Raw genomic sequence first — 17,624 nt, forward strand, 5'->3', positions numbered from 1 at the left:
CAGCACCCTGGTGTCGACGGCCGCGCTCTACCTGACCCCGGCAGGGGGCAGCACCCGGCGCGCGGGGGCCGACCTCAGCGCAGAGCGCGCCCGAGCGCCCGGGCGAGCGCTCCGCCGTCGGGCCCGCCTGCCGTGGGGACGCCGTGCGCAGGGCGCCGGGTGCGGCGCGAGCCGGGCGTGCCCGTCCCGCCCCGGCTCGACCCGCCGTTCCTGCCCGACGGCGCGGGCGGCTCGTGCGCCAGCAGCCGCTGGGTGGGGCTGAGCTGCCGGATGCCGATCGCGGCGACGTGCTGCGGGTGCCGGCGGGCCGCGGCGGCATAGATCTCGGGGTCGTGCTGTCCGTCGTCGCCGAGGAGGAGCCAGCCGACGTCGGGCAGCTCGCGGACGAGCCGGTCGATCGCGTTGCCCTTGTGCTCCTGACCGCTGCGGAACCACCCCGTGGCCGTGGGGCCCCAGTCGGTGAGGAGCAGCGTCCCGGGCGGGAACCCGTTGCGATCGAGGAAGCGTTCGAGGTTTCCCGCGGTGTTCCACGCCCCGTTCGACAGGTACACGAAGGGGGTCTCTGGATGTACAGAGGCGATGCCGTGGTACAGGTCGGCCATGCCGGGCACGGGTCGCCTCTCGCTCGCATGCAGCCCGAACGTGTTCCACACCGCGCGCAGCAGGCTGGGGACCATGGTGATCATGACCGTGTCGTCGATGTCGCTGATGACCCCCAGGCGCCGACCAGGACCGACCACGAAGACCCGCGACGTCGCGACGGCCCCGCTCGCGGTCGCGAGCTGCACGTCGTGCCACCCCTCCTCGAGCGCGACGTCGAGCATCCCGTCCACGTAGCCGTCCCGGTCTGCCGGGAGGTCCACGACGAGACGCTCGTCGAGCCCCGAGGCCCCCGTGCGCGTCACGGACGCGCGCACCACCTCGCCCGGGGCCGAGACCGTGAGGTAGTTGCGCCACCCGCGCCGGTTCCAGACCAGGTCCGCGCGGCGGTGCGGACGGCTCAGCAGCACGCGTGCCAGGACGCGCACCGAGCCGTCGGTGCCGTAGCCGACGTACGGCTCGATCCGCGGGGTCCACCCCCGCGACCGGAGGAACCGCACAGCAGCCGCACGGATCCGGTCCTCGAGGCGCGCCGACAGGTGCAGGTGCTGGACCGGAGGGGTCGGGGACGGCAGGTGCTCCTGGTGCATGGGGTCCGATCGTCGAAGGTGCTGGTCTTCCACCTTGGCACACGGGGACCCGGTTCATCGGGCGACGCGGTGCGTGGCCGACGAGGGCGAACGACCGCACAGCCGGCAGGTTCCTCGGCGCCGGGTCGCGTACGCGGCAGTGGCGACCCCGAGCGCGACGCTCCACAGGGGCCAGAGCACGCCAGGACCGAACGCCGCCCAGCTGGTCAGGACCTCTGCCGGGGGCATCTCGAGCAGTCCCTTGATCATCGAGAGACCGGCCGGGAGGATCGCGACCGCGACCACCGTGGCGGGGACGACCGCGAGCGCGACGGGGACCCGGCGCCCCGCCAGACCAGGGACCCAGCGGGGGAAGACCTCTCCCCACCGTTGGACGAGACCGAGGGTCAGCACTGCGCCGACCACGGCGAACAGCCCGAGGCCCACTGCGGGGGCGACCAGCTTGCCGGCGTCCTGCTCGTACATCTCGGGGTCGAGACCGAGCGGGTACCCCAGCACCCAGATCAGCCGCGTGACGGCGTAGAGGCACGGGATGACGGCCGCGACGATCGTGGCGGGCAGTCCCCAGGCCACGATGCCCGACGGCGTCGTGGAGGCCTTCCCGGCCGGCGCCGGTGCGCGGTGGTCGCCGACCGGCAGGCCCAGGCGTCCGCAGACCGCGCACGCCCCGCTGCTGCGCCGGACGAACAGGACGGTCGTGACCACGAGGAGGGCCAGGGCGACGAGCACACCGAGCTGGAGCAGGAACGCCGGCGCGACGTACTGGTCGAAGGCCCCCGCGAGCTCAGGGTCGAACGGTGCCCGGACGAGGACCACGGGGAGATAGCCCATGCGGGCGAGAAGGCTGGTGTCGGCGAACAGGACACCGAGCGACGTGACGAGCACGGAGACGGTGACGGCCGCGGCGCGCACCCGGCGCGTCGTCGGGCGGGCGGCGCGCGACGTCATCCACGCCGCGTGCGCCGCCCCGAACAGTCCCAGGGCGGCGAGCGCCGTGGTCAGGCTGTCGCTCGGGACGGAGTCGACGATCGTCCCGGCGGCATCGGGCGTCGACGCCCCCACCGGCAGGTGGCGCCCGGTGAGGACGGCCACGAGGGCCGTGACCGCCCCTGCGAGCCACCACGCGACCGTGAGACACGGGACCCACCGCGACCATCGGGGGGTGTCGCCGGGAGGGTGTGCCGTGCCGTCGGGCCGTGAGCCGGCGGGACCGGACGGGCTGTGCCGGTGTCCTGCTGAGGTCGTGGCCGAGCCGGGCGAGCTGGTCGTGAGTTCCGAGCCATCCATGGTGTCTCCCGAGGTGACGGCCGCCGGGGGTCCGGCGGGCTGTCACTCCAGGCTTCCGGCGTGCGGCCGGGACGGGATCACCCGCTCCGGTGAGCGGGGTCCCCCGTACGGGGGAACCACCTGGGTGCGGTCGGGCGGTCGACCCCGTCAGCTCGCGGGGTCGTAGTGGAAGGCGCGCACCTCCTGCGCGCACCGGCAGGCGACCGCGAACTTCGCTGCCCATGCCAGCGCTTCCTCGCGCGTGGGCACCTCCAGGAGGGTGAAGCCGCCGTCGAGCTGCTTCGTCTGCGGGTACGTGCCCTCGGTCACCGTGCCGTCCCCGTCGACCAGGACAGGGGGAACGCCCTCGTCGATCGCAGCGCCGAACACCCAGACCCCTGCTTGCTTCGCCTCCTCGACCACCGCGCGGGACGCGTCCGAGACGGCCGGTAGCTCGTCGTCGGGAACGACCATCGCTGCGCTCGGGAAGGTGATCAGATACTTCGTCATGGTGTCGCCTCCTGGATCCGTGTCGTGGGGCTCGGAACCATCCTCGCCGACCCACGGGAGCCCTGCACGGGGGCTCGACGTCCCCTCGAGACCCGCGCCCTAGGGGTTCGGTCGTACGAAGCCCGACTCGTAGGCCGCGACGACGGCCTGCGTGCGGTCGCGGACGCCGAGCTTGGCGAGCAGGTTGCCCACGTGGGTGCGCACGGTCTCCACCCCGAGGAACAGCTCGCCGGCGATCTCCTGGTTGGACCTCCCGGTGGCCATGAGGCGCAGCACGTCGCCCTCGCGCTCGGTGAGCCGGGCCGAGCGCAAGGCATCGCCCTGTGCCGGGTGCGCGGTCGCCAGGCGTCGTACCGCGTCGGGGAAGAGGAGCGACTCCCCGTGGGCGACGACCCGCACGGCCTGGGCCAGCTCCTCGGGGCGCGCCCGCTTGAGGAGGAAGCCGTGCGCGCCCGCGCGGAGCGCGTCGAGCACGTGGTCGTCGTTCTCGAACGTCGTCATGACGAGGACCCGGGGAGCGGGGCCACGGGCCACGATCGCGCGGGTCGCGGCGATCCCGTCGACGTGCGGCATACGGACGTCGAGCAGCACGACGTCGGGCCGGGTCGCCTCGACCGCGCCGGGCACCTCGGCCCCGTCCGCAGCCTCCCCGACGACCTCGAGGTCGGGCTCGGCGTCGAGGATCACCCGCAGGCCCACCCGGACCAGCGGCTCGTCGTCGACCACGAGGACACGCAGGACCCTCCCGGGGCCGGCCGGGGAGTCATCGGGCCCTGCGAGCCCGGTCGCGTCAGGACCCGTCCGACTCATGAGGCCACCTCGCCCGACGCGGCCCCGTGAGCGCCGAGAGGCAGCGACGCGCGCACGACCCACGCTCCGCCGTCGGACCCCGCGAAGAGCGTGCCGCCGAGCGCGGTCACGCGCTCCTCCATACCGGCGAGCCCGCGGCCCCGCCGACCCGACGCCCCGCCCGGCGGGGACGACCACGGGTGCCGGACCTCGATCCGGAGGTCGTCCGCGCGGACCACCCGGACGTGGATCGGTGCTCCCGGCGCGTGCCGCAGCGCGTTGGTGAGCGACTCCTGGGCGATCCGGTAGATCTCGCGCGTCACCGTCAGCGGTGCCCGGCCCACCTCGCCCACGAGGCGCAGCGTGACGTGCGCCCCTGCCGCACGGGCGTGCTTGACGAGCATCGCGACGTCGTCGTCGTGCTCGGCCGATGCGTCGCTCCTGGGGTCGCGCAGGCGTCTCAGCAGGTCGTCGAGCTCGGCCAGGGCGTGGCGCCCCGTCTCTTCGATGGCCTCGAGCGCACGTCGCGAGGCCTGCGGGTCGGTCTCCAGGGTGCGGGACGCCGCGGCGGCCTGGAGCACGGTGATCGTCAGGGCGTGACCGACGCCGTCGTGCACGTCGCGAGCGAGACGGTTGCGCGCCGTCAGGCGCGCTGCCTGCGCCTCGAGCTCCGCGATGCGCTCGCTCTGGTCGGGGCCGAGCAGGACCGGTGCCGCCGCCCGCAGCACGGCACGTGCTCCGACGACGGCGTACGGCAGGGCGAGGAGCACGAGCAGCGCGAGCGCGACACGAGCCGCCTCGCTCTCCAGCACCCCCGTCAACCATCCGGGGTCGACGAACGGCTCGCCGAACACCGAGAGCACCAGGTCAAGCACGAGCGGGACCACGGCGAGCAGCACGGCGACGACGACGAGACCGAGCAGCAGGTGGAGAGCGAACCAGGCTGCACCACGCCACCGGGCGGCCGCGCCGGGTCTGCCGGACGGGACGGGGACGTCGACGTCGAGCAGGGTGCGCACCGCGAGGACCTCGACCGCTCGGACCGGCGCGAGGAAGGGCGGCACGGCGGCAAGGATCGTCGCGACGATCGCGAGCACGACGGTCGTGGGGGTCGCGGTCCGCGGCTCGGCGAACATCTGCAGGAAACCTGCGCCGAGCAGCCCGTACGCCCCGGCCACCACGCCGCCCACGACCAGGAAGACCCCCGCCCGGACCGTCGCCCCGGACGTCAGGGGCGCGACCACAGTGCGCAGCGAGAAGCGCGGCGCCGGAGCGCGGCGCGCTCGATCGGGGGACGAGCCGGACATCTCGCCATCATGTCAGGCGGGACTGGTCGGCGCGCTGGGACTCCGGTACGGGCGCTGCCGGAGGACACCCAGCACTCGTCGATGCGGACCGCTCTCAGCACTCGTTCAGCCGGAACGCCTTCAGCACTCGTTCAGCCGGAGCGCCTTCAGCACTCGATGACGTTGACCGCGAGGCCACCCGTCGACGTCTCCTTGTACTTGGTCGACATGTCCAGCCCCGTCTGGCGCATGGTCTCGATGACCGCGTCGAGCGAGACGACGTGCGCGCCGTCTCCCTGGAGGGCCAGCTTGGCGGCCGAGACCGCGGTGCAGGCCGCGATCGCGTTGCGCTCGATGCACGGGACCTGGACGAGTCCGCCGACCGGGTCGCACGTGAGCCCGAGGTTGTGCTCCATCGCGATCTCCGCGGCGTTCTCCACCTGCGCCGGAGTGCCGCCGAGCACCGCGCAGATGGCCCCCGCCGCCATGGAGCAGGCCGAGCCGACCTCGCCCTGGCATCCGGCCTCCGCCCCCGAGATCGACGCGTTGCGCTTGTAGAGTGCGCCGATCGCGCCCGCCGTGAGCAGGAACGTGCGCATGGCCTGACGCGTGGCGTCCTCGTCGGCCGCGAGGTCCGGATGGATGCGCAGGAAGTGGCGGCCGACGGCGGGCAGGATGCCTGCGGCACCGTTCGTGGGGGCCGTGACGACGCGGCGGGCGTCGGCGTTCTCCTCGTTGACGGCCATGGCGTAGGCCTGGAGCCACTCGATCGAGTGGTCGTTGCGTGCGACCGCCCCGCTCGCGGCCTCAGCGGCTTCGGCAGCCTCCAGCTTCTCGCGCTGCGCCCGGGCCCGACGGCGGACCTTGAGTCTCCCCGGGAGCATGCCGCGGCGGTCCAGGCCCGCGTCGACGCACTCGCTCATGGTCCGCCAGATCCGGTCGAGCCCCGCGCCGACCTCGGACGCTGGGCGCAGCGAGACCTCGTTCTCCCACGCGGTCTCGGCGATCGATCGACCTTCGAGCGTGCAGGAGGCCAGGAGCTCGGCGGCGTTGGCGAACGGGTGCGGGACGTCCGAGGGCTCGGTGGCCGGGTCGATCGGGGCGCCCGCGAGCTCCGCGGCGTGCTGGGCCTCCTCGTTCGCGGCGGCGGCCTCGAGCTCCTGCTCGGTGAGGACGAACCCGCCGCCGACCGAGTAGTAGACCTGCTCGGCCACGACGTCGCCGCTCGCGTCGAGGGCCGTGAACCGCATCCCGTTGGGGTGGCCCGGGAGCCGGGTGAGCGGGGCCAGGCGGACGTCGGCGCTCGACATGGTCACGGCTCGGTGGCCGAGGATGCGGACCTCGTGGCCGTCGCCCAGGCGCTCCCAGCTCCCGGGGACCTCGTCGGGGTCGCACGTCTCCGGATCGAGGCCTCGGAGCCCGGCGACCACGGCGTCCGGGGTCCCGTGCCCGATCCCTGTCGCGCCGAGCGACCCGCACAGCACGACCTTGACCGTGGCGACCTGGTCCAGCAGGGCGCGTTGCTCGAGCGAGCGCGCGAACGTGGTGCCGGCCCGCATGGGGCCGACGGTGTGCGAGCTCGAGGGCCCGATGCCGACCGAGAAGAGGTCGAGGACGCTGACGTACGAGGACATGGTCCTCATGATCGCACCTCATCTCACGGAGTGGAACTCTTCTGCTATAGCAAGTGGCCGGAGCCGTGCTCAGCGCGAGGACACGACCGGGCACGTGGCGAGGTGGTCGTCGACGAGCCCGCACGCCTGCATGGCCGCATAGGCGGTCGTGGGGCCGATGAACTTGAAGCCCTCCTTCTTGAGCGCCTTGGCGAGGGCGATCGACTCGGGGGTGCTCGCCGCGAGGTCCGCGAACGTCGCGGGGCGTGGGCGGTCGGGGGGAGTGCCGCCCTCGGGTGCGCGTGAGCCGCCCGGTGCGAACGACCAGACCAGCTCGTCGAGCGTGCGGCCCTGCTCGTGCAGCGCGAGCAGGGCGCGCGCGTTGGAGATGGTCGCCTCGATCTTCATCCGGTTGCGGATGATCGACGCGTCCTGGAGCAGCCGCTCGACGTCCTCCTCGGCGAAGCGCGCGACGACCTCGGGGTCGAAGCCCGCGAAGGCCGCGCGGAACGCCGGGCGCTTGCGCAGGACGGTGATCCACGCGAGTCCCGACTGGAAGGCCTCGAGGGCCAACCGCTCGAACAGGGCCTCGTCCCCGTGGACCGGCACGCCCCACTCGGTGTCGTGGTACTCCTCGTACAGCGGGTCGCCGTCGCCGAAGCACCGGGCACCCCGTGCGGGGTTGGGGGCGTCGGCGGGGGCGGCGAGCGGCGAGGTGGCTTCGGGGGACGTTGCCTCGGTCGTGGTCATGGTCCCACTCTTGCGCACGGCACCCACGTGCGGTGCCGGAGGGCGTGGTCCTGTGGAACGAGCGCCGGTCGGCGGGCCTGTGCACGGCTCCCGTCCACAGGACCTGTGGATCAGGCGTCGGCGACCGGAGGGAGCTGCTGCTCGGCGATCGCCCGCAGCGCCTGGAGGTGGCTGGTCAGCGCGGTGCGGCCCGCAGGCGTGAGGGACGCCCAGGTCCGTGGTCGACGGCCGACACGGTCCTTGCTGATCTCGACGTAGCCGGCCTCCTCGAGCACCGTGAGCTGCTTGGAGAGGGTCGAGTCGGACACCTCGATCGTGTCGCGCAGGGACTTGAAGTCGGCCTTCTCGACCCCGGCGAGCGCCGCGACGACCGAGAGGCGGACGGGGGAGTGGATGACGTCGTCGAGCCGGTGACGGGGGTGGGCCTCGGTCATGCTTCCTGCTCCTCGCGTCGCGGCCAGAGGGCGACGACGACCATCGGGACGGCCGAGACCAGTGCCGCGGGCAGCCAGTAGGCGAGGTTGCCCGCCTGCCCGGGCAGGCCGATGACGAGGGTCGCGCCGTAGACGACAGCCCATGCCGCCGGGGCGACCGCGAGGCGCCGGCGCGACCCCTGTGCCAAGAAGCCCTGGCGCGATGCCCAGGTCACGCCGATCGTGACCAGCGCTGCCCAGGCCGCCATGCCGACGAAGAACCCGACTCGTCCGCCCATGCCGATCGCGAGCACGAGGCCGATGCTGCCGAGCCCCCAGCCCAGGAGGTACGTCCTGACCCAGCGGGCCCCGCGGAGCCTGGTCGTGCGGGTGCTTGACTCCGCGAGGGCCAGCACCGCGGCGGCCTCCTGAGGAGTCGGGGCGGCCGAGGGGATTGCGTCGCTGCTCATGCACTGATCCAAGCATCTACTTTCCTACTTGGCAAGTACCTGCCTGACGAGCATGTTGTTGCATATCGATCTGGGCGGCGACGCAGAGCGAGGGCGGCGGGAGCCGCGTCCAGGTCATGGACACGGCCCCGCCACCCTCGAGATGCGCGGCGTCACCGTCGACTGTGAAGGCGCCGCGCGGGATCGCGCTGGTCAGCCGGTGCTCAGATGGTGAGCCGGCGGCGCATTCCCAGTCCTACGCCGAACACCCCGGCGAGAAGTCCCCCGCCCAGGATCGCTGAGGCGCCCAGCGACAGCTTGCCCGCAGGGCTGTTCTCGACGTCCGACTTCATCTTGGCCGTGCCGTCCGAGATCTCGACGGTCCCGTCGGCGAGCGTTCCGGCGCCCTCCGCGAGGGTCGAGCTGCCCTCGGCGAGATCGCCCGCACCGTCGGCCAGCGTCGCGGTCCCGGCGTGCAGCGTGCCCGCACCCTCGGCGAGCGCGGCGTTGCCCGCGGCGAGCGTCGTGGCACCGGTCGACAGCGTCGTGATGCCGGTGTGCAGCGAGAGCGAGCCGTCCTCGAGCTTCGTCGTGCCCGCGAACAGGTCCCGGGCGCCCGTGGCGAGCTTGGTGTTGCCCGCGGCGAGCTCCTGGGCACCGGCCGAGAGCTTCTGCGACCCCGTCGCCGCGTCGGTCGCGCCGACGGAGACCTCGGCGGCACCGGGTGCGAGGACGCCGAGCCCGGTGCTGATCTCGGTCGCGCCTCCCGCGGCCTTGACGACGCCCGGGGCGAGGACGCCGAGCCCGGTGCTGATCTCGGTCGCGCCGTTCGCGGCCGAGCGGAGGCCGGGGGCGAGGACGCCGAGCCCGGTGCTGATCTCGGTCGCGCCGTTCGCGGCCGAGCGGAGGCCGGGGGCGAGGACGCCGAGCCCGGCTTCGATGTCGGCCGCTCCTCCTGCTGCCTGGACGATCCCCGGGGCGAGGTCGTCGAGTCCAGCCTTGATCTTCGTCGCGCCGGCCGCTGCGTCCTGGGCGCCGGTGGACAGCTCGCCCAGCTTGGTGTTGAGGGTGGAGGCGCCCGTCGCCGCGGACTGGGCCCCGGAAGCGACCTGCTGTGAGCCCGCCTGGACCCGTGCGGCACCGCTCGAGAGCTCGCCCAGACCGGTGGAGAGCGCTGCGGTACCGTCGGCGACCTGCTTCGCTCCGCTCCTCAGCGTCTGGGCCCCTTCATCGAGCCTGGCAGTCCCGGACCGGAGGTCGGCGGCCCCTGCGTCGAGCGCCCGGGCGCTGTTCACGAGCCCCTTCTCGGCCGTGAAGCCACCGTAGAGCCGAGCGGTCCCGGCTGCGACCTCTGCTGCCCCGCCCTCGACCGACGCCGCTCCCGTGGAGAGGCCACCGGCGGCACCGGCAAGTCGATCGAGCTCGGCCTTGAGGGGCGAGTCGGACGGCACAGAAGCAGCCAGTGCGGCGATGTCGCCAGCGAGGTCGGCGGCTCCAGCCTCGACCGAGGCAGCCCCAGCGGCGACGCCGGCCGAGCCGTCCCTCAGTGTCTTCGCAGATCCAGCGGCCGACTCCAGCCCTGCAGACAGAGCGCTCGCGCCGCCGTGAAGCCGCGAGGCGCCATCCGCGAGCGAGCCGGAGCCGGTGGCCAGGGCGTCCGCGCCGTCGGAGACGCTTCGCGCTCCGGTGACGAGAGCGCCGCTGCTCGACGCTGCGGCGGCAGCTCCGGTCGAGAGGCTGGACGCTCCTCGTGCGAGGTCTGCTGCGCCAGGGGCCAGCTCACTCGTCAGCTTGCCGCTGAGCTCTCCCGAGCCGGAGTGGAGCAGTGCGGCGCCGGGCGCGAGCCGGGTGGTGAGGCTGTTGCTGAGCTCTCCCGAGCCGGCGTGAAGCAGTGCGGCGCCGGGGGCGAGTCGGTTGGTGAGGCCTGTGCTGAGGTCGGTCGACCCGGCGTACAGCTGGTCGGCGCCGGGGGCGAGCCGGGTGGTGAGGCCTGTGCTGAGGTCTGTCGACCCGGCGTACAGCTGGTCGGCGCCGGGGGCGAGCCGGGTGGTGAGGCCTGTGCTGAGGTCTGTCGACCCGGCGTACAGCCGAGCAGCCCCGGGAGCGAGCTGGGTGCTGAGGCCTGTGCTGAGTTCTCCGGAACCGGCGTACAGCCGAGCAGCGCCGTCCGCCACCTTTGCGGCTCCCGGGGCGAGCCGCCCGGTGAGGCCAGCATCGAGCTCCTTGGCCCCGGCGGCGAGCTTGTTCGCCCCCGTGGACGCGTCGGCCGCGCCTGGGGCGAGCTTCGCCGCGCCGGCGTTGAGCTCGTCGGCTCCGGCGGCGAGCTGCGCGGCGCCGTCGAGCGCGGTGACCCCGCCGGCCGCGAGCTGCTCGGCGCCGCTCGACGCCTGGGTCGCACCCGCGGAGAGGGTCTTCGCCCCGTCCTCGAGGGCCTTCGACCCGTCGGCGACCTTGCCTGCGCCGTCCTCGGCGCGGGTCGCGCCGTCGGCCAGCTCGGCTGCACCCGCTTCGAGACGTGAGGCTCCTTCGTCGAGGCGCGTGGCGCCGTCGGCCACCTTGCCGTTGAAGAGGAGGAGATAGCCGACGAGCACGACGACGACGAGTGCCAACGCCAACAGGGCGCCGATGGTCAGGGCTGAGTGCGCGCGCGAAGGGCGCGGAAGTGCGTGGGTTGTCATGTGCGAGGGTCCTCTCGTGGCCGGCCTCGTTGCCGGTCTGATCGCGGAGCGCCCATCACCTTGGTGCAACTCCGAGTATCAGGTAAATCACCGTCGACGCTAGCAACGGGGGAGAGGGGGAGGAAAGGAAGTATCTGATACTTCGAAAATCACAAGTTGGTAAAGGTCATGCGGGGTCGGCGAGCGCACCCTCGAAAGCGCTCAGCAACCTCCCGCTGAACAGGACGAACCGCACGGCCTCGATGCGCTGGTCGTCCTGGACTCCCCACGCGCGCACGGTCCGTACCGCGACCCGCGCGACCTCGTGCGCGTCCCACCCGTAGACACCCGCGCTCACGGCCGGGAACGCGACCGAGACGGCACCGAGCGCGGCGGCGACGTCCAGGGAGGTCGCGAAGCACGAGGCGAGGAGCGCCGGATCGGTCTGGCCGCGGTGGCGGTCCGGGCCGACCGTGTGGATCACCCACCGTGCCGGCAGGTCGAAGCCCGGCGTCGCGACCGCCCCGCCCACGGGCAGGCCGTCGGGCAGGGACGTGCGTCGCAGCTCGCGGCACGCGGCGAGCAGCCGGGGGCCGGCCGCGGCGTGGATCGCCCCGTCGACCCCACCACCTCCGAGCAGGGACGAGTTCGCAGCGTTGACGATCGCGTCGACGTCGACCGTCGTGATGTCTCCGAGCTCGGCGGTGAGGCGCATGCCCCCATGCTCGCGCACGTCGTGCGCGTCCGCCCGGCCCGGGCACGCAGAAGGCGGCCCGACGGCGGGAGGGGTGTTCCGCCGTCGGGCCGCCTTCTCGAGGTGAGCCGGTCAGGTCACCAGACCTTGTCGCCCCGGATGACCACGTCCGAGCCGCCGTCCACGAAGACGACCTGCCCGCACATGTGGCTGTTCTCCGGTGAGACGAGGAAGCGCAGCAGGTTCGCGGGAACCTCGGGGCCCATGATCCCGCCGAGCGGCATGGGCACGTGGGACTCGACGGCCTTGGTCGACTCCTCGGTCGCGAGCATCTCGGCGGTCATGCCGGTCTGGACGATCCCGGGGCCGATCGCGTTGAGCGGGATGCCCGCACCGGCCCAGTCGGCGCTCGGCGCGGAGCGGCGCAGCCAGTGCGCGACCGCGGCCTTGCTGCTGCCGTAGATGATGTCGCCCGTCCCGGCCGCGGTGAGCTCGGCGGCGCGGGCCAGCGCTGCGGCCTCGTCGCCCGCGAGGGTCAGCTCGACGAGCTGGTCGTCGACGGGCAGGAGGCTCGCCATGGAGCACGTCACGGCGGCGCGGGGGGCGTCCGACCCGGCCAGGAGCGGACGGAGTCCCTCGAGCGTCGCGAGGGCGCCGAAGTAGTTGACGGCGAGCGTCACCGGGCTGCCGGTCGACAGGCCCGCGTTGGCGACGATCGCGTCGATCGTGCCGCCGCTGAGCGCGGTGACCTGCTCGACGAGACCCGTGCGGCCCGCGTCGGTCGTGAGGTCGACCTGGACGTCGGCATCGCGCAGGTCGACCCCGATCACCCTGTGCCCGTCCGCCTCCAGCAGGCCCTTCAGGGCCTTGCCGATTCCTGAGGCGGTGCCGGTGACGACGACGGTGCGCATGATGCCCTCCAGAGCAGCTCGTGCGGCCAGTCGCATGTCCTGGCCGTCCTCCTCAGCGTAGGCACCGAATCCCGGCCGTCCGGTCGAAAATGACCTCTGTCCGGAAGATCGTGACCAAGGTCCCACGGGCCGGGCGCCGGGCGCCGGGCGGTTAGCACATGCGCAGCGCTACCGACGCCACGATCGCGTCACTCCGGGGGCGCGGCAGCACCGGTCGGGCTACCACCCGCCCGGTGCGAGCACCTTCCTGATCCGCTTCTCGCTGACCGGCCCGTCGGTCCCGAGCTGCTGCGCGAACAGCGAGACCCGGAACTCCTCGATGAGCCAGCGCGCCTCGTCGAGCTCGGCCAGGCGCGCGGGGTCTGCGGGGCCGGCCGCGTAGGCGGCGCGCGCCTTGCTGTACGCCTCCTCGACGTCGTGCACGCGCCAGGCGAGCTCGGCGTCGCGGTGCGGGTTGGTCGCGGCCTTCTCGATCCGGTACGACGCCGCACGCAGGTAGCGGGTCAGGTGCGGCAGGCGGTGGGCCGGGGTGCGGGACACGAAGCCCACGCCCACGAGTCCGGCGACCTGGTCGCGCACGTCCTGGAGCGTGTTGAGCAGCGCGAGGCTGTTGGCCGACCGGATCTCGCCGTCCAGGTTCCGTGCTGCGGTGAGCGCCGCGACGACGTGCCCGACGATCTGGTGCACCTCGTTCTCGAGGTGCCGCTTCACGAGGTCCCGCGCTGCCGTGTACGAGTCGGCGCTGCGGATCTGTACGGCATCGGGCAGGGGCCCGTACTGCGAGGCCTTGGCCCCGGAGGTCAGCGCCATGACGGCCGCGAGCTGCAGGTCGGCGACGAGCGCCTCGGTGTTCCGGTACGGGCTCGCGGCCATGGTCAGCGACTGCGTCCCGGTCCAGCGGCTCGTGATCCGGGGGGTCTGGAGCGCGGTCTCGCCGAGCAGCAGGCGCCGGACGCCGCGTGCGTGCTCGCGGTCCTGCGCCGACCGGTCGGCGAGCACGCGGAGCGCGACGCTGGGCTTGCCCTTGGCGTCGACCTCCTCGACGAGCGCGGGGTACCCGCGCACGACCATGCCGCCCCCGGCGGGTGTCGACACGACCTCGGGCAGCACGCCGTCCGGAAGCCCCGTGGGCCACGTGGTGAGCCCGGTCGCCTCGGCGACGACCACGGAGGGAGCGCCGCCGTCGGGCGCCCCGCTCTCATCAGCCCCACCGATGTCCCCACCAGGGCGGCCCGCTGAAGCCGACCCGGAGACGGAGGCGGGTGAGGCGGGATCGGTGGCGAAGGTCGTGGTGGGCCTGGCAGGGGTCTGCGAGGAACGAGCAGACCCGGGAAGACCGAGCGCCGGTCCCGCCTCGCCCTCCGCCCCGGCAGCAGCCTCCCGCAGCGCCGCACCGACCGCCCCCTTGACCGCCGCCCGCACCGCCGCCTGCGCCTGGGGCGCGAGGCGTCGCTGGAGCGAGACGAGGTCCTTGGACTCGTCGAGCACGACCTCGCCGCCGCGGCGCTCCTCGATGACGCGGAAGGTCATGCGCAGGTGGGCGGGAAGGCGTTCGGTGCGGGCGTCGTCCCAGGCGTCGTCGGGGATGACGACGTCGCGCAGGGCGCGGACGGCACGCGTGAAGGCGACATGGAAGGGCTCCGCCATGTCGCCTGCGCGGGTGATGTCCTCCCAGGCGGGGGTGTTCTCACGGAGCCAGCCGACGACGTCGCGGGCGACGTCGGGGGCGGGGACGAGCTGGACGCGCACGGGCTTGGGCAGCGAGCGGATGGTCGCGGTCGCGAGCTCGTCGAGCAGGCCCGGGACCATCCAGTCGAAGCCGTCGGGGACGACGCGGTTCAGGACGCTGATGGGGATGTGCACGGTCACGCCGTCGGCGTCCGTCCCGGGCTGGAACTGGTAGGTGAGGGGCAGCGTGAGGTCGCCCTGGACCCAGGTCTCGGGGAAGAGCGAGGTGTCGACGGACTCGGCGTCGGGCACGAGCTGTTCGAGCGTGAACGTGAGCAGGTCGGGGTCGCGGCGCTTGGCGGACTTCCACCAGGTGTCGAAGTGGCGCGCGGAGACGACGTCCTCGGGGATGCGCTCGTCGTAGAACGCGAAGAGCACGTCGTCGTCGACCACGAGGCCGCGCTGGCGCGAGCGCGCCTCGAGCTCCTCGGCCTCCTCGAGCAGGCGGCGGTTCTCGTGGAAGAACTGGTGGTGCGTGGTCCACTCGCCCTGGACGAGGGCGTGGCGGATGAACATCTCGCGCGCGGCCTCGGGGTCGACCTTGCCGTAGAGGACGGTGCGGTCGGCGACGATGGGCACGCCGTAGAGGAGGACCTTCTCCTTGGCCTGCGCGGCGCCCTGCTTGGTGGACCAGTGGGGCTCGGAGTAGGTGCGCTTGACGAGGTGACCGGCGAGCTCCTCGGCCCACTCGGGCTGGATCTTGGCGACGTCGCGGCCCCACAGGCGGCTGGTCTCGACGAGCTCGCCCGCCATGACCCACACGGGCGGCTTCTTGGACAGGGGCGAGCCGGGGAAGATCGCGAACCGTGCGCCGCGCGCTCCGAGGTACTCGTTGCGGGCCTGCTTCTTGGCCCGCTTCATGGCGAGCTCCTTCTGCGGGCCGCGCAGGTGCGCGACGGACGAGGCCTTGACCTCGGTGGCCTCCTGCATGCCGATCTGCGAGAGCAGGCCGGCGAGGAGCGCCTGGTGGATGGTGTCGTCGTCCCAGGTCAGGCGGTGCTCGACGGGTTGGTCGGTCGCCTCGGCGATCGTGGTGCCCGACGACGGCGCTCTCCTCCCCGAGGTCGCGTCGCCCCGGGTGCGGGGTGCGGAGGACATGTCGATGCCGAGCGGCTTGCTCATCTCGCGCAGCTGCGCGACGACGTCCTGCCACTCGCGCACGCGCAGGAAGTTGATGTACTCGGCCTTGCACAGCCGCCGGAACGCCGACGACGACAGCTCGCGCTGCTGCTCGCGGACGTACTCCCACAGGTTGAGGTAGGTGAGGAAGTCGGAGCGGGGGTCGGCGAAGCGGGCATGGAGCTGGTCGGCCTGGGCGCGGAACTCGGCGGGGCGTTCGCGCGGGTCCTGGATGGACATCACGGCCGCGATGATCGCGACGTCGCGCGCCACGCCGCGGCGCGAGCCCTCCCAGATCATGCGGGCCAGCCGCGGGTCCATGGGGAGCTGGGCGAGCACGCGGCCGATCTCGGTCAGGCGCGTGACGGCGCGGCCCGGCTGGGCGTCCTCGGCGGCACCACCGCGGCCGGCGGGCTCCGCCACGGTCTCGAGCGCCCCGAGCTCGGTCAGGAGCTGCACGCCGTCACGGATCGAGCGTGTGTCCGGGGGCTCGACGAACGGGAAGCGCGCGACGTCGTCGGGCGAGGACACGACGCCCACCGAGATCATCTGCAGCAGGACCGACGCGAGCGAGGTGCGCAGGATCTCCGGCTCGGTGAACTCGGGACGGGAGAGGAAGTCCTCCTCGGAGTACAGGCGGATCGCGATGCCGTCCGCGACACGGCCCGAGCGCCCCGAGCGCTGGTTGGCGCTCGCCTGCGCGATGGGCTCGATCGGCAGACGCTGGACCTTGGTCGCCTTGGAGTAGCGCGAGATGCGGGCCGTGCCGGGGTCGACGACGTAGTGGATGCCGGGGACCGTCAGCGACGTCTCGGCGACGTTGGTCGCGAGCACGACGCGGCGCGAGGAGTGCGCCTGGAACACGCGGTGCTGCTCGGCCGAGGACAGGCGCGCGTAGAGCGGGAGGATCTCGACGAAGTCGGGGCGCTTGGCGTCGCGCGTGCGCTCGCCCAGGCGGGACTCGAAGGCGTCGGCCGTGTCGTGGATCTCGCGCTCGCCCGACAGGAACACCAGGACGTCGCCCGGCCCCTCGGCCATGAGCTCCTCGACCGCGTCGACGATGCCCGTGACGAGGTCCTTCTCCTGCCCGGCAGCCCCCTTGGCGGCGCCCCGCTTGGTCTTGCCCGTCTCGGGGTCGACGTCGGGGCTCAGCGGCCGGTACCGGATCTCGACGGGGTAGGTGCGACCCGTGACCTCGATGACGGGGGCCGTCTCGGGGAGGTGAGCGGCGCCGTCGGGCCCGGGCGTGTCAGAACCCGTGCGCTCCTGCTCCGCCAGCTCGTCGGCCGTGAGCGGGGGCAGCGGGCCGCCCGGCGCGAAGTGCCGTGCGAACCGCTGCGAGTCGATCGTTGCCGACGTGATGATGACCTTGAGGTCGGGGCGCTGCGGCAGGAGCCGCGTGAGGTACCCGAGCAGGAAGTCGATGTTGAGCGAGCGCTCGTGCGCCTCGTCGATGATGAGCGTGTCGTACGCGAGGAGCTGCGGGTCGCGCTGGATCTGTGCGAGCAGGATGCCGTCGGTCATGACCTTGACGAGCGTCTGGTCGCTCGACTGGTCGGTGAACCGGACCTGGTAGCCCACGATCTCACCCAGCGGCGTGCCGATCTCCTCGGCAATCCGCTCCGCGACCGTGCGCGCCGCGATCCGTCGGGGCTGCGTGTGCCCGATCTGGCCCTTCCGGCCGCGGCCGAGCTCGAGCGCGATCTTGGGGAGCTGCGTCGTCTTGCCCGAGCCCGTCTCGCCCGCGACGATCACGACCTGGTTCTCCGCGATGGCCCGCGCGATGTCCTCGCGCCGCGCGGAGACGGGCAGCTGCTCGGGATAGGTGATGGGCGGCACGACGACCTGTGCGCGCCGCTCGGCGGCCCGCGCGAGCTGGGCGGGGCTCACCTGCTGGCGGCGGGCGCCGCGCTGGTTGCCGCGCGTCGAGGTGCCCGACGCCGGACGCTCGCCCCGGCCTCTCTTCTCACCTTCGGGAGTCCTCTCGCCGCGGGCCCGGTCGGTCGTGCTGCGCGGGGCCGAGTCCTGGCGACCGGCGGCCTGCTCGGCCTGCTCGGGGGCGGGGTTCTGCTCGCTGACCTGGGGCTTCGCCCGTCCGCGTCCTCCGCGTCGGCGGCGTGGGCTCGCGCCCGTGCGCGGCTCGCGTCCCGCCTCGCCCGTGGGGGCGCTCGCAGGGCTGTCCACGGCGGGTCGTGCGGGGCCGTGCGGTTCGGTGCTCACGACCAACCATTCTCTCAAGCGGTCGCAAC

13 protein-coding genes are annotated in these 17,624 nt (G+C 73.3%); all 13 read right to left on the reverse strand.

Going from position 1 to position 17,624, the window contains the following annotated elements; all coding sequences use genetic code 11:
- Positions 1–74: 74 nt before the first annotated feature.
- Entirely contained in the window at positions 75–1,190 is a 1,116-nt protein-coding gene (locus tag ACFWGN_RS03295) for an App1 family protein (RefSeq protein ID WP_377615655.1), read from the reverse strand.
- 54 nt (positions 1,191–1,244) lie between these two features.
- Entirely contained in the window at positions 1,245–2,282 is a 1,038-nt protein-coding gene (locus ACFWGN_RS03300; RefSeq protein ID WP_377615656.1) for a hypothetical protein, read from the reverse strand.
- Positions 2,283–2,624: 342 nt separating this feature from the next.
- The gene (locus tag ACFWGN_RS03305; RefSeq protein WP_377615657.1) at positions 2,625–2,966 is read right to left on the reverse strand and encodes a YciI family protein; all 342 of its coding nucleotides are present in this window, start codon (positions 2,964–2,966) and stop codon (positions 2,625–2,627) included.
- Positions 2,967–3,065: 99 nt separating this feature from the next.
- On the reverse strand, positions 3,066–3,776 hold the full coding sequence (locus ACFWGN_RS03310) for a response regulator (protein WP_377615658.1): 711 nt from the start codon (positions 3,774–3,776) through the stop codon (positions 3,066–3,068).
- Positions 3,773–5,062, reverse strand: a complete 1,290-nt coding sequence (locus ACFWGN_RS03315; RefSeq protein WP_377615659.1) for a sensor histidine kinase — start codon at positions 5,060–5,062, stop codon at positions 3,773–3,775. Before ACFWGN_RS03315 ends, ACFWGN_RS03310 begins: the two co-directional genes overlap by 4 nt.
- 146 nt (positions 5,063–5,208) lie before the next feature.
- Positions 5,209–6,675: an L-serine ammonia-lyase gene (locus ACFWGN_RS03320; protein WP_377615792.1), complete on the reverse strand. Its 1,467-nt coding sequence runs from the start codon at positions 6,673–6,675 to the stop codon at positions 5,209–5,211.
- 69 nt (positions 6,676–6,744) lie between these two features.
- Positions 6,745–7,404 carry a DNA-3-methyladenine glycosylase I gene (locus tag ACFWGN_RS03325; RefSeq protein ID WP_377615660.1) on the reverse strand — a complete coding sequence of 220 codons (660 nt, stop codon included), beginning with the start codon at positions 7,402–7,404 and terminating at the stop codon, positions 6,745–6,747.
- 110 nt (positions 7,405–7,514) lie between these two features.
- Positions 7,515–7,838: a winged helix-turn-helix domain-containing protein gene (locus ACFWGN_RS03330; RefSeq protein WP_377615661.1), complete on the reverse strand. Its 324-nt coding sequence runs from the start codon at positions 7,836–7,838 to the stop codon at positions 7,515–7,517.
- Positions 7,835–8,287, reverse strand: a complete 453-nt coding sequence (locus ACFWGN_RS03335) for a hypothetical protein (RefSeq protein WP_377615662.1) — start codon at positions 8,285–8,287, stop codon at positions 7,835–7,837. The genes ACFWGN_RS03330 and ACFWGN_RS03335 overlap by 4 nt, the downstream gene beginning before the upstream one ends.
- 203 nt (positions 8,288–8,490) lie before the next feature.
- Positions 8,491–10,944 carry a hypothetical protein gene (locus ACFWGN_RS03340; RefSeq protein ID WP_377615663.1) on the reverse strand — a complete coding sequence of 818 codons (2,454 nt, stop codon included), beginning with the start codon at positions 10,942–10,944 and terminating at the stop codon, positions 8,491–8,493.
- Between the two features lie 166 nt (positions 10,945–11,110).
- A complete protein-coding gene (locus ACFWGN_RS03345) occupies positions 11,111–11,638 on the reverse strand; it encodes an O-acetyl-ADP-ribose deacetylase (RefSeq protein WP_377615664.1) in 528 nt (175 codons plus the stop codon).
- Between the two features lie 116 nt (positions 11,639–11,754).
- Complete coding sequence (locus tag ACFWGN_RS03350) at positions 11,755–12,528, reverse strand: SDR family oxidoreductase (RefSeq protein ID WP_191806043.1); 774 nt, start codon at positions 12,526–12,528, stop codon at positions 11,755–11,757.
- Positions 12,529–12,747: 219 nt separating this feature from the next.
- The gene (gene hrpA, locus ACFWGN_RS03355; protein ID WP_377615665.1) at positions 12,748–17,595 is read right to left on the reverse strand and encodes an ATP-dependent RNA helicase HrpA; all 4,848 of its coding nucleotides are present in this window, start codon (positions 17,593–17,595) and stop codon (positions 12,748–12,750) included.
- Between the last annotated feature and the right edge of the window lie 29 nt (positions 17,596–17,624).

Source organism: Oerskovia sp. NPDC060338 (assembly GCF_042726295.1).
In the GTDB taxonomy this organism is placed as follows: domain Bacteria; phylum Actinomycetota; class Actinomycetes; order Actinomycetales; family Cellulomonadaceae; genus Oerskovia; species Oerskovia merdavium.

Coding starts and splice junctions, on each gene's coding strand:
- ACFWGN_RS03295 (WP_377615655.1), bottom strand. CDS start 1,190: ATGCACCAGGAGCACCTGCCGTCCCCGACCCCTCCGGTCCAGCACCTG.
- ACFWGN_RS03305 (WP_377615657.1), bottom strand. CDS start 2,966: ATGACGAAGTATCTGATCACCTTCCCGAGCGCAGCGATGGTCGTTCCC.
- ACFWGN_RS03310 (WP_377615658.1), bottom strand. CDS start 3,776: ATGAGTCGGACGGGTCCTGACGCGACCGGGCTCGCAGGGCCCGATGAC.
- ACFWGN_RS03315 (WP_377615659.1), bottom strand. CDS start 5,062: ATGTCCGGCTCGTCCCCCGATCGAGCGCGCCGCGCTCCGGCGCCGCGC.
- ACFWGN_RS03320 (WP_377615792.1), bottom strand. CDS start 6,675: ATGTCCTCGTACGTCAGCGTCCTCGACCTCTTCTCGGTCGGCATCGGG.
- ACFWGN_RS03325 (WP_377615660.1), bottom strand. CDS start 7,404: ATGACCACGACCGAGGCAACGTCCCCCGAAGCCACCTCGCCGCTCGCC.
- ACFWGN_RS03330 (WP_377615661.1), bottom strand. CDS start 7,838: ATGACCGAGGCCCACCCCCGTCACCGGCTCGACGACGTCATCCACTCC.
- ACFWGN_RS03335 (WP_377615662.1), bottom strand. CDS start 8,287: ATGAGCAGCGACGCAATCCCCTCGGCCGCCCCGACTCCTCAGGAGGCC.
- ACFWGN_RS03340 (WP_377615663.1), bottom strand. CDS start 10,944: ATGACAACCCACGCACTTCCGCGCCCTTCGCGCGCGCACTCAGCCCTG.
- ACFWGN_RS03345 (WP_377615664.1), bottom strand. CDS start 11,638: ATGCGCCTCACCGCCGAGCTCGGAGACATCACGACGGTCGACGTCGAC.
- ACFWGN_RS03350 (WP_191806043.1), bottom strand. CDS start 12,528: ATGCGCACCGTCGTCGTCACCGGCACCGCCTCAGGAATCGGCAAGGCC.